14 protein-coding genes are annotated in these 11928 nt (G+C 36.5%); 8 read left to right on the top strand and 6 right to left on the bottom strand.

The window, feature by feature from the left end; translation table 11 throughout:
• Window positions 1-2: 2 nt before the first annotated feature.
• Together ABH966_RS03080 and ABH966_RS03075 are read left to right on the top strand one after the other, a co-directional pair.
• Window positions 3-710, top strand: coding sequence for an amino acid ABC transporter permease (locus tag ABH966_RS03080; protein WP_370075622.1), 708 nt, complete (start codon window positions 3-5; stop codon window positions 708-710).
• 33 nt (window positions 711-743) lie between these two features.
• Window positions 744-1256 carry a GNAT family N-acetyltransferase gene (locus ABH966_RS03075; protein ID WP_370075621.1) on the top strand — a complete coding sequence of 171 codons (513 nt, stop codon included), beginning with the start codon at window positions 744-746 and terminating at the stop codon, window positions 1254-1256.
• A gap of 111 nt (window positions 1257-1367) precedes the next feature.
• Here the strand turns inward: ABH966_RS03075 and ABH966_RS03070 are convergent, their stop codons facing one another.
• Together ABH966_RS03070 and ABH966_RS03065 are read right to left on the bottom strand one after the other, a co-directional pair.
• Window positions 1368-1979, bottom strand: a complete 612-nt coding sequence (locus tag ABH966_RS03070) for a hypothetical protein (RefSeq protein WP_370075619.1) — start codon at window positions 1977-1979, stop codon at window positions 1368-1370.
• Complete coding sequence (locus ABH966_RS03065; RefSeq protein WP_370075617.1) at window positions 1976-2611, bottom strand: hypothetical protein; 636 nt, start codon at window positions 2609-2611, stop codon at window positions 1976-1978. Before ABH966_RS03065 ends, ABH966_RS03070 begins: the two co-directional genes overlap by 4 nt.
• 337 nt (window positions 2612-2948) lie before the next feature.
• Between ABH966_RS03065 and ABH966_RS03060 the strand changes: the two genes are divergently transcribed.
• The 3 genes from ABH966_RS03060 to ABH966_RS03050 are packed head-to-tail and all read left to right on the top strand — an operon-like array spanning window position 2949 to window position 5940.
• The gene (locus ABH966_RS03060; RefSeq protein WP_370075615.1) at window positions 2949-4091 is read left to right on the top strand and encodes an ABC transporter substrate-binding protein; all 1143 of its coding nucleotides are present in this window, start codon (window positions 2949-2951) and stop codon (window positions 4089-4091) included.
• A 14-nt stretch (window positions 4092-4105) separates the two neighbouring features.
• Window positions 4106-5107: a FecCD family ABC transporter permease gene (locus ABH966_RS03055; RefSeq protein ID WP_370075613.1), complete on the top strand. Its 1002-nt coding sequence runs from the start codon at window positions 4106-4108 to the stop codon at window positions 5105-5107.
• On the top strand, window positions 5104-5940 hold the full coding sequence (locus ABH966_RS03050) for an ABC transporter ATP-binding protein (RefSeq protein ID WP_370075611.1): 837 nt from the start codon (window positions 5104-5106) through the stop codon (window positions 5938-5940). The genes ABH966_RS03055 and ABH966_RS03050 overlap by 4 nt, the downstream gene beginning before the upstream one ends.
• 55 nt (window positions 5941-5995) lie before the next feature.
• Here ABH966_RS03050 and ABH966_RS03045 read toward each other — a convergent pair whose 3' ends face one another.
• Together ABH966_RS03045 and sspI are read right to left on the bottom strand one after the other, a co-directional pair.
• Window positions 5996-7375, bottom strand: coding sequence for an FAD-binding oxidoreductase (locus ABH966_RS03045; RefSeq protein ID WP_370075609.1), 1380 nt, complete (start codon window positions 7373-7375; stop codon window positions 5996-5998).
• Between the two features lie 78 nt (window positions 7376-7453).
• Complete coding sequence (gene sspI / locus ABH966_RS03040; protein ID WP_370075607.1) at window positions 7454-7663, bottom strand: small acid-soluble spore protein SspI; 210 nt, start codon at window positions 7661-7663, stop codon at window positions 7454-7456.
• Window positions 7664-7899: 236 nt separating this feature from the next.
• On the opposite strand from sspI, the gene ABH966_RS03035 reads away from it, so the two are divergent.
• The 3 genes from ABH966_RS03035 to ABH966_RS03025 all read left to right on the top strand — a co-directional run bounded on the left by ABH966_RS03035 (window position 7900) and on the right by ABH966_RS03025 (window position 11053).
• Window positions 7900-8421 carry a sigma-70 family RNA polymerase sigma factor gene (locus tag ABH966_RS03035; protein WP_370075605.1) on the top strand — a complete coding sequence of 174 codons (522 nt, stop codon included), beginning with the start codon at window positions 7900-7902 and terminating at the stop codon, window positions 8419-8421.
• A gap of 190 nt (window positions 8422-8611) precedes the next feature.
• Window positions 8612-10774, top strand: coding sequence for a bifunctional diguanylate cyclase/phosphodiesterase (locus tag ABH966_RS03030; protein ID WP_370075603.1), 2163 nt, complete (start codon window positions 8612-8614; stop codon window positions 10772-10774).
• Between the two features lie 18 nt (window positions 10775-10792).
• Window positions 10793-11053, top strand: a complete 261-nt coding sequence (locus ABH966_RS03025; RefSeq protein ID WP_370075601.1) for a hypothetical protein — start codon at window positions 10793-10795, stop codon at window positions 11051-11053.
• Between the two features lie 339 nt (window positions 11054-11392).
• Here the strand turns inward: ABH966_RS03025 and ABH966_RS03020 are convergent, their stop codons facing one another.
• Window positions 11393-11584: an H-type small acid-soluble spore protein gene (locus ABH966_RS03020; protein ID WP_100544861.1), complete on the bottom strand. Its 192-nt coding sequence runs from the start codon at window positions 11582-11584 to the stop codon at window positions 11393-11395.
• 12 nt (window positions 11585-11596) lie between these two features.
• Window positions 11597-11770 (bottom strand): hypothetical protein, encoded by a 174-nt coding sequence (locus ABH966_RS03015; RefSeq protein ID WP_370075599.1) that lies wholly within the window; start codon window positions 11768-11770, stop codon window positions 11597-11599.
• Between the last annotated feature and the right edge of the window lie 158 nt (window positions 11771-11928).

Below are 11928 nucleotides of genomic sequence, written 5' to 3'. Positions count from 1 at the left end.
CTATGACGATAGATTTTGCTTTTATTTTTGAAGCTTTAATAGAAATTAGTAAAGTATTGCCGTTAACTTTGTTCATGGCAGTTACGCCTGTCTTATTGGGCATATTAATCGGCATAATTGTTGCTTTTGTGCGGATACAACAAACAAAAATTCTCGCACCATTGCTGAATTTTTACGTATCTTTTTTTAGAGGAACACCAATCATTATGCATATTATGCTTATTTATTTTGGCATACCAATTGTTGTTGATGTCATTGCAAAAGCTTTCAAGATAGAGTATCAATCAAGCTCTATCCCTATTTTATTTTTTGTTATTTTGGCTTTGACGCTAAGTGCAGGAGCATATGCCTCCGAAATAATTCGGTCCGGTATTTTAAGTGTGCCTAAGGGACAGCTAGAGGCAGCTTATGCAGTCGGTTTAACATTTTCACAGGCGATGCGACGCTATATTTTACCGCAAGCATTTAGTAAATCCATTCCTAACTTCACAAATGTCTTTATCGGTTTCTTACATGCTACGTCACTAGCTTTTTTCCTATCCGTTAAAGAGTTAACAGGAGTTGCGAATATCGTTGCTTCTATTAATTTAAAGTTTTTGGAGGCATTTATCGCTGTCGGGCTAATTTATTGGGGTGTTTCAGCTATCGTTGAATGGCTGGCACATCGTATCGAAAAAAGAGTAACTGCCTATAGTAGGGGCGGCATTTAAATAGAGTTGTTTATATAGAAAGGGGATAGAACGATGACAGTAGCTGAAATAGTGATTGAACATTTGAAAGAGGAAGACTATGCAAGGTATTTAGAAGTCCTAGTAGAAAGTTATGCACAATATGAAAAAGAATATGAAAACCCAGAGAACTGGGCTTCATACTTAAGTGATATTCGGGCATCTGTTGGTAATCCTAATGCAGAAACAATTTTAGTGGCAAAGCGTGGCGATGAAATTTTAGGAGGACTGCAATTATTTACTGATGCTGAAAAAGCATACGGTTTGCCAGAGCTTAACATACAGTCTACCATTGTGCGCTTGCTTGGCGTGCATCCTAAAGGAAGAGGGCTAGGTGTTGCTAAAAAATTATTGCACGAAAGCTTCGCCTTTGCACGCAATCGTCAGGATCAAGCATTATATTTGCACTCAGGTGATATTATGCAGGCTGCTATTAATCTTTACTTATCTCTAGGCTTTGTAAGAGATGAATCAAAGGAATTTTATAAAGGAGATAAGCTAGTAAAAAGCTTCCGCTATGATTTTTAAATAAAGAATAGTATGGGGTCTATTAAGCATAATTTCCCGTTAAATTTTTAATGCCATAGGAAAAGGGTTTTTCCGCCCCTTTTTCTATGGCATTTGTCTTTAAATCAGAGCTTATGAAATTTTTCCGAAGGCTAAGTATGGGAAAAAACCTTCAAGGAATCGCTCAGTTGCTGGCATAAAGTAAGAGCCGAAATGGAAATCAGGATCTAATGTCGTAATGATCCAAGTTCCGGCGGTAGAGTCAGTATCAATATACAAAACTGCACCACCATCTTCCGTTGTTACTAAAATATCTGCATTCTCAGGAGGCCAAAAAACTCCATGTTGATGCCATGTGCAGTCAGCAAGTGTTAAATATCCGTTAAACAGAGGGTGTTCTGATTTTTGTAATACTAGACCACTTGAAGCATCTTTTTCAAGCCACCACCAAAAATTTGTTAGTCGCTCTTCCCACTGTTGTGCAGGTAGCCAATTCCATGGCTGTGGTCCAAATGCAACTACAATTCCACCTTTTTCAGCAAACGAATGTATTTTTGAAACGCTAGCGAGTAAAAGTTTGTTGTTTAATTGAGAGGGAACAATAAGCACATCTAAGTCGTCGATGTCCGTTTCTAGGAAATCAGGGTGATAAATTAATTTTTTAATATATTGATTGAATTTTGGTTCATGAAATGTACGATAATGTGACTCATTACCACTATATATAACACCGATTCTTCTCATTGTTCTGTGCCCTCCTTTAATGATTGTACCTCTGCTTCGAGCCATGTTAAAAATTGTGGGCGAATACGGTCAGTTGATTTATTTTCATTAGCATAGCCTAGTAAATCCCGTCCTGCATGGACTAAAATAGTACCTTTTGTTGTAGTGCGGTCTACATATGTAACGGCTCTACCGTTTGAAAAAGTAAGTAATAATTCTGCATCGTCTGGTGCGTGATGAAAACCACGTGCAAAAAAGCCAGCAACACCTTTTTTAAATGTCATATCTTCAGTAGTTACATCCTGAAAAATAGCTGAATCTGCAGTTGGAAAAACCTCATAGTCTTTATAATTACGAATAAGCTGTGGCATGAATGGACCGCAACCTGGTAGCCATTCGCGAAATAGATGGCCACAATACACTACGATTTTCTTTTCTTCCAAAAAGGCAGCAATCTTCTCACGTTGACTGTACAAAAATTCTTGATCAATAAAATTTGGTATTAGAATAACATCCACTTCTTCTAGATTTGCGTATGCAAAATCATATTGATCAATTAATTTTGCTTCATTACCTGTATCTTTTTGCATACGACCATTCACACCGAAAGCATGTCCAGGGTCTAGTTTTAGTATCGAAATTGGGACACTCATATTGATTCCTCCAAAAATAAAAGTAAAGTACTAAATTATATCGAAAAAATATTTTATGCTCTTTGAGTAATGTTCAACGGCGATATTATTCCACTAATATCTTGGAAACAAAAGGGAGTACATAAAACTAGTTTGACAATGATAATCATTATCATTATACTGTAATATGTATTTAGATGCAAATGATAATCATTATCAATTGAATCGGAATAGAAAGGAACGGAGAATTAGTTGTCATAACGTTTGATCCAATGTTTCATATTGGGCTTGGTTTTATCGATCAGTCGAAGCCCTTTTTACATGGAATAGCAAAATGGTTAAGAGAGGAAGAAAATAAATGAAAAAATATGGTTATTTAGCAACGCTAGCATTAACCGCAATGCTTGCAGCTTGTGGCAATCAAGATGGAGGATCAGCATCTAATCAATCTGCTGAAACTTCAAAATCGGAGGTTCAGACTACAGCAGAGGGAAAAATTGTGACGGATCAGCTTGGGCGTGAAGTAACAGTACCAAGCACAATTGAGCGTGTCGTGACAGGGGGGATTTTACCTTATTTCTCCACATGGTATGTCGCGACAAACTCAACGAAAGAAATTGTTGGCATGCACCCGAATTCGTATAATGCCGCGAAAAATTCAATTTTAGCAAAAATCTCACCAGATGTTTTAAAAGCAGAAACATCCTTTGTACAAAACGGAGAAGTAAATGTAGAAGAATTAATGAAAATAAATCCTCAGCTCTACGTAGAAATTGCAACAGATGAGAATTCAATTAACAAAATCTCTGAAGCAGGAATTCCTGTTGTTGCTGTAAAAGCTATTGATGCAGCAGCTGCTGAACCTCTAGCAACTTTCAATAGTTGGTTGACTTTAACGAGTCAAATAACAGGAACAACTGATCGTGCTGACCGCTTCTTAGATGAAGGGGAAAAAGTACAGTCAGAACTAAATGCTAAATTGAAAGATGTTGCCACACAGGACAAGCCACGAGCAATGATTTTACATATGCATAATGATAAATCAATTACTGTCGGTGGTAGAAATTTCTTTGGTAACCAATGGCTTAATGCAACTGGAGCTATAGATGTAGCTGAAAATGATGTGGACGGAAGAAAAGAAGTAAATATGGAGCAAATCTATGCTTGGAATCCAGATATCATTTATATCACCAATTTTACTGAAACGCAGCCAGAGGACTTACTTGAAAATAAGGTGAGTGGGCAGGATTGGAGTCAGGTGAAGGCTGTTCAAGAGGGTAAAGTTTATAAAATTCCATTAGGTATTTATCGCTGGTTCCCACCAAGTGGCGATGCGCCATTAATGCTAAAATGGATGGCACAAAAAAATCATCCAACATTATTTGATTATAAAATAGAAGATGAGATTAAAGCGTATTACAAGGACTTCTACGAATTTGATATTTCGGATGATGAAATCCATTCTATCTTAAATCCTTCTTCAGATGCAGCAAAATATTAAGGGTGATTGTAATTATGAAGAAATGGAAAATTGCGCTTTTATGGTTGCTACCGATTTTGGTAGCAATCGTTTCTCTTGGGATTGGTCGATTTGAAGTAGGTTTAGAGCAGATCATTAAAATACTGGCTTCTAAAGTAATTACTGTCGAGCAGACATGGACGCAGATGGAAGAAACTGTAGTTCTGAATATTCGTTTGCCAAGAATTTTACTAGCTTTACTAATTGGTGGGGGGTTATCTATTGCAGGTGCGGGATTCCAAGGGATGTTTGGAAACCCATTAGTATCCCCTGATATTTTAGGGGTTTCTGCAGGTGCGGGATTCGGAGCTTCACTAGGGATATTATTATTTGGTCAAAATATGTATGCGCAAATATTGGCACTTATCTTTGGATTAGGAGCGATTGGTTTTACGTATTTAATTGCTGGTGCAAAAAAGAATGCCCCTATTTTTATGTTTGTGTTAGCTGGTGTTGTGACATCCGCACTTTTTAATGCATTAATTTCGTTAACAAAATTTGTGGCCGATCCGGAGGAAAAATTACCGGCAATTACTTACTGGTTAATGGGGAGTCTTAGCACGGCAACCTACAAGGATTTATTTATTGGTGGTCCGCTAATTTTAATTGGAATCATATTACTGTATTTACTACGTTGGAGATTAAATATTTTAACATTGCCTGAGGATGAAGCAAAGTCAATGGGAATTCCAGTTGCACGTTTAAAATGGTTAGTCATTTTCGGTGCAACTTTAATTACAGCTGCATCCGTAGCTGTTGCTGGTATTGTTGGCTGGGTTGGTTTAATTATTCCACATGTTGTACGTATGCTTGTCGGAAATAATAATCAATTAGTATTACCGGTATCTGTGGCTATTGGTAGTGTTTATCTATTAATAATTGATGATTTAGCTCGTTCATTAACAGCAACGGAAATACCTTTATCTATTTTAACAGCAATTATTGGAGCGCCTTTCTTTGCTTATTTATTACGCCGTTCAGGAGGTGGCTGGGCATGAAAATTGAAGTTGTAAACGGTAATTATCATTATGAAAGAAGAAGAAAAAAATTACCTGATTTATATGCACAAGACATCAATTTCTCATTGGAGCCTGGTGAAATAATGGCGATTCTAGGTCCGAACGGAGCAGGGAAAACGACGATGTTAAAATGTATAACAGGGTTGCTTGAATGGAAAAAAGGAAAGACTTTAATCGACGACAAACCTCTTGCAACATTAAATCGTAAAGAACTATGGAAACGTGTTGGTTATGTACCACAAGCGCATAAAATGGTATTTGGATTTTCAGTAGAAGAGCTTGTCGTAATGGGAAGGGCTCCGTATATTAGCACGCTAGCTCAGCCATCTGCGAAGGATTTGGAAGCCGCTCATCAAGCACTGAAGACGATTGATATTTTACATCTTGCTAAAAAATCATGCAATGAAATTAGCGGTGGTGAGTTGCAGTTAGCTTTAATTGCAAGAACTCTTGTTTCTGAGCCAGAAGTTTTGATTTTAGATGAACCAGAGTCGCATTTGGATATTCAAAAACAAATAGTTATTTTACAAACTATTAAGCGTTTATCAAAGGAACGGGGTATATCGTGCATCATAAATACCCATTATCCCAATCATGCATTTTATCTAGCAGATCGAGTCTTAATGACAGCAAAAGAAAAAGGGGTCATTTACGGTAACGTACAGGAAGTGATGACAGAAGCAAAGATGAAGGAATTTTTTAATCTTGAATTGAAAAAAATTATCTTTGAAGAAGGCGATTATCTGGTTGAAACGATGATACCAAGTGCTCTTGGTACGGAGCGTAACAGTCGTTATGATAATCTACAATAATAAACACGGTCTCTCCGTTCATGGGTGAGATCGTGTTTATTTTTAAGTATCTACATTACATGTTGAAAATTTTCCCTGGATTCATAATGTTATGTGGATCAAGCGCTACCTTTATGCTCTTCATCACTAATAGTGATGTACCGTGCTCTGTACTCTGATATTTCATTTTCCCAATACCAACACCGTGTTCACCCGTACAAGTGCCACCACGCAGTAAAGCAAAGTGCACAATATGTTCATTGAAGCAGTCTGCTTTTGCCTGCTCCTCAGCATCATTTGGATCTAACATTAACAAGGCATGGAAGTTACCGTCTCCAACATGACCTACAATTCCTCCTGCAAGACCAACATCCTCAAGTTGTTCACGAGCATATAAAACGGATTCAGCAAGCATAGATATTGGTACACAAACATCAGTCGACATAAGCTTTTTTCCTGGATAGGCATGGATATATGCATAGGCCAATGAATGGCGCGCCTCCCAGAGCTTATTACGTGCCGCATTGTCTTGTTCAAATTCAACAGAAAGACAGCCGAAGTCCTCGAAAATTTCTTTAGCAAATTCTATATCGGCATGCATACCTGCTTCATTTCCGTGAAATTCTAAAAACAGTGTTGGTTTTTCATCATAGGATGTTTCATTATAAATATTTGCTTGTTTGATAGAGGCTTCATCGACCAGTTCAACACGGCCAATTGAAATACCCGCTTGCAACAATGCGGTTACTGCACTGACAGCATCGCCAACTGTCGTAAAAACTACACGTCCCGCCGTTACAAATTCGGGTATACCATAGACTTGTAAAGTTAATTCTGTAAAGCAACCTAGCGTACCTTCAGAGCCAATGAAAAGGCCATTCAAGTGATACCCAGAAGAGGATTTTGCTGCTAAGCTCCCGGTATGAATGACTGAACCGTCTGCGAGTACAACCTCTAAATTTCGTACTTGATCGCGCATAACACCATACCGCACTGCTGTTGTCCCGCTGGCATTAGTTGCTGCCATTCCACCAAGTGTAGCATCAGCACCAGGGTCAACTGTGAATTGAAGTCCATGTTTTTTTAATTCTTTATTCAATTGAGCACGTGTTACACCCGGTTGTACTTTCACAAGCAGGTCATCTGGTCGAATTTCTAAAATAGCATTCATTTCAGAGAAATCGATAGAAATGCCATTTGCAATGGGAATTGCATTTCCTTCCAAGCTTGAGCCAACACCAAAAGGTACGACTGGTACACGTTCCGCATGCGCAATTTTTAAGATGGCACTGACATCGGCCGTGGAACGAGGAAAGACAACGATATCTGGTAAGCTCATTGTATGATGAGATTCGTCCCTTCCATGTAGCTGTCGCACCGTTTCGTTTGTTGACACCTGTTCTTCAGATAAAACTTTTTTTAGTTGATTTACTATTAATTCTACAGCAACAGTCATTCCAATCCCTCCTAATTTTCTGATAAGTTAAACTTTATCATGCATTTATTGGAAATGGAATGAACTGTCTATAAAAAATTAGTGAGCAAAGGCTTTTTCAAGTTTTTGAACAAATGCATCCTGCTCAGTAGGACTAGATTGCTGCCACCATTTTTCAAAAAACACACCAAGCCCTGGAAGTAAATGCTCTTCACCACGGTTAATTGCATCTTCGACAATATCCTTAAATTCAGCCGCTGATTGACCATGTACGTTTGTCGTAATCGCATCTCTTATTTGAAAATTCATCTATTTCGCCTCCTTAGTAGTAATTTTGTCCAACCTTTTAAGAAATATGTATAGTATGACAGTTAAAAGATATGATTTTTTAAAAATCATACTGTTTTTATGTATAAATATTAAAAAGGACTTATAAAAACTTTCTGATCATATTGACAAAAGAGCGGTTCGACACCTCCTTATATAGTAATTAAGATGAAGGCACCTAGGAATAATGGACTGTGCACAGTCGACAGGACAATAGGATGACAACACAGCATAATAAACAGTTATCGCCTGAGCAACCGTTTGAGGAAGTATTAGAATTAGTCCAACCGATGATAACGTCGATTTTGTTAAGGTGCCGCATTTATAAAGATTTTGAGTATTATCGTCATATAGCATCCATAGCCGTGTGGGAGGCTTGGCGTAAAGCGGATCAATCAAAAGGGTTGTTTTCTGCTTATATTTATACAACCGTTAAAGGAGAAATTTTAAAAGAGCTTTCAAAGGAAAAGAGTTTTGGAAATATTCATACACCTATGGATAATGACACGATAAATTATATTCGAGATCATAAAATGAGTGAAAGCAGTCCAGTTCTTATAGAATGCATTATGTCTCATTTAAAATTTGAAGAAAGAAAAATACTACTACTTTTTTATGTAGAAGGTTTTAGTTACTTGGAAATAGCTAAAGAACTAGGTTTATCTGTGGACGCAGTAAAAAAAAGACGCACAAGAATAATGATTAAGCTTCGCGAGTTATTATATTCAAAAGACGAATAGTGCGATAAGTATCAAAGGTATGCTAATATCAAAACTGAATATTGGCATACTTTTAGTTGCATACAAATTCCAATAAAAATGCTATGATTTGTAAGAAGTCAAAGAAAAATACAATTTTTAATTTTATATTTCCTTTAGGTAGATCATATTACCTATCTAATTTTATATATATTGGTATGGAGGGTTTCTGTTGGAGAATTGGTTGAAACAATTAGAGATAGAAAAGAAAGAGATTTGGTATGTAGTATTGCCACTATTGCTAGTGTTGCCACTATTAGGTTTAAGTAATCAGGTATTTGGTTCTTTTAAGGAAGAAAGTTACATTTGTTTGAATTTGATTATACAAATACTAATTATTGTTTTTACAATGGCAATCGCTATTCAATCTTGGCTCGTTTTTTCACACTTATTATCGAGCCAAACATTATACATAGGTAATTTATTTTTTATCATCGCCTTGTTTGAATTAGTGAGCTTGGTTACCGCTCAATATCCAATGGCTGATACACTATATTTGGAAATATGGTTGGATTTAATAATGCGTTTATGCTTATCAATCGGTTTTCTTTTTATTATTTTAAAGCCAAAAAAACGCTTAACGATGAATGATCGTAATTATACATATAGCAGTTCCTTATTATTTGTACTACTGAGCCTTTTTCTAGTGTATCTCTCTTCAAAATATTTTTTACTTGAAGAACAATTGTTGCTGAAAGCAAGCGCTATTGTTCATTTAATGTCTGCTGTCTTACAAGGTGTAACGATAGTGATTTTAAGTAAGTATAAAAAAAAGTTGCCTAAACGAGTTATGTGGCTTATTACCGCAGCAATTTATTTGATTATTAGTGATATTTTCTTTGCGTTCATCAAAGATTTGAAATCAATTTGGGGCTTTTCAGCATTAATTTATCAATTTTTCGCATTCTACTTTTTCCTAAAAGCCATTTATTATACAACTGTTGAAAAACCATATACGCAACTTTTAAAAATAAAGCGAGATCTTGAGCATTCGCAACAGGAGCTTCATTTTCAAGCTTATCATGATGATATTACTAAGCTTCCAAATGAACATTTATTATTGAAAACATTAAAAGAGGATTTACACGATAATAGTCATCAAAAAGCAATCATTGCTATTGAGATTGACCGCCTTGCTGCTATTCGCTCATCTATAGGTATAAGCTATTCTAATACAATGATGAAGCTCGTAGGTGAGAGAATTCAAGCTATATTACCGCCTCATTATTTTGCTACAAAGCTTCGTGAGGGACAGTTTATTATTTATATTAATCAGGTGAAGACAAGAGAAGAGTTGCTACAATTTTGCTTGAACTTGAAGAGTGCTATGAAAAAACCATTACAAGTACAACTATTTCCGCTCAACGGAAATCTTAATATTGGCATTGCCTTGCATGAAGAAGATTGCTCAGGGGAAGAGCTTTTAATGCACGCCCAGTTAGCGATGAGGGAAGCTGGTCAAATACCTCAAAGAGTTCTTTTTTATAAGCCATATATGTCAAATGGCATTGCTGATCGTATATTGATTGAGCAAGAGCTCCATAAAGCATTAGCTAATGAAGAATTCTACTTGGATTTTCAGCCTCAAGTAAATTTAAAAACGGGTAAAATTGAATCGGTAGAAGCGCTAGTACGTTGGCGTCATCCAACCCGTGGATTTGTTTCACCTGAGTTGTTTATCCCAATTGCAGAAGAATCTGGTCTAATTATTCCTTTAGGAAAATGGATTTTAGAAATGGCGTGCAGTCAAGCGAAGACATGGAAGGAGCAAGGTTTGCCTCCGATGAAGGTTGCTGTGAATTTATCCATTGGACAGTTATTCCAGCAAGATTTAGTGCAAATGGTACAAGAAATCTTACAACGTACAAATTTAGAACCGAAATATTTACAATTAGAAATTACAGAAAGTATGACGATGAACATTGATCAAATAACTCAGCTACTTCATGAGTTAAAGGCAATTGGTATCCAAATTGCTGTTGATGACTTTGGGACAGGGTATTCGTCACTTTCATATTTAAAAGATTTTCCAATCGATTGTTTAAAAATTGATCGGGCGTTCGTTCGAAATATTCAGCATAACCCAAATGATGAGGCGCTCGTTTCCATGATTTTATCAATGGCGAAGCATTTGAGATTAAAGGTTGTTGCTGAAGGAATTGAAGAAGTGGAGCAGCTTGCTTTCCTTATTAACGGTGGTTGTGATTATATTCAGGGCTATTTATTTAGTAAACCGATTTCTGCTGAACAGATTTCCAACACCTTCACAGAGTTAAACAATCGAGCAAGGGATATTTTAACAGAGTTTAAATATGAAGAGGATTACGTCATTTAAATATCAGAGGTGAAAAAATTGAAAAAAATAATAATGGTAGCAGGGTATAGTATATTTTTAACAACCTTTTTGTTTTTATCATTAAAAACATTGATTTTTTCTACGATGAGTGAGTCTTTTCCGAATGCTCCATTTTTTCTAAGTTTACTGTTAATAATAGCCATTTCAGTGATGTTAGGTTTATTATTAAGAAAATTTGCTAGTGATTCTAAACAATTGTTTTTATGGTCTACTGTTATTTCATGGATCTTCGCATTGGCAATATTCTGGGGTTATTAAAGTACTTTTCACTTTTGGGATGCATTAATTTTATAAAAGTTCTATGTTGTTGTTGATTGGAGTGGGAGGCTACTCGACTCCCATGGGAAAGCGAAGCGACAGCAACGTAAGCGGAGGAAGCGGCTCGGCGCTCGCCCACAGGAAGCTCTGCTCTGCGCGAAAGCGAAGCGACAGCGACAAAGCGAGTAGCCTAGAACGGAAACCACCCCCTCGATTTGCCGAGAGCTAAACTTTATTTAATATGACCCCATTAATGTCATTGCTGTAATAGTTTTCAACAACATGAAAACTGCCTACTTCACCACAGGAAGTAAGCAGTTTTTTATTTGATGATAAAATTTAATGTACGAGGTACTCTTCTTTTAATTCTCCTATGTCCACTTCAGATCGTTCCTCTAAAGAACGACGTAAATGGACAGTTGCAGTTTTACCATCATCATGAAGTTTGTCAATCCAAATAGATACACCATTATAGCTTACTTCATATTCTTTTGGTGAGGCGACAATTTCTTGTGCACGTGTATAATCCACTTGAAGGCCCCCTTATTTTTTTGTTTTGCCTTCTTTAGTGACTGAATTAATCATGTTCATAAACTCTTGAGAAAATTCTTCACTAGCTTTTTCACTCACTTTGTCTGGCGCTATTTTTTGGTTTTTTGGCGTTTGAGGCAATGACCCTTTGTTGGCGCTTTTACCTTGCTTATTGTCTCTTCCCATGTTCAGTTTCTCCTTTCGATTTGATATTTCTTAATATGGCTTTGAATTGATTATTTTATCATGGGAAAAACTAGGGAAAGGTAAGAATTTATTGTAGTACTTTTTGTGTTAATAGATCAGCCTTAAATGAGCATAATAAGCTTAAAAAGGCCTGAATT

The sequence above is a fragment of the Lysinibacillus sp. RC46 genome (genome assembly GCF_041262385.1).
Classification (GTDB): domain Bacteria; phylum Bacillota; class Bacilli; order Bacillales_A; family Planococcaceae; genus Lysinibacillus.
Note: the sequence above shows the minus strand (reverse complement) of the source record. Positions and strands in the feature narration are given on the sequence as shown.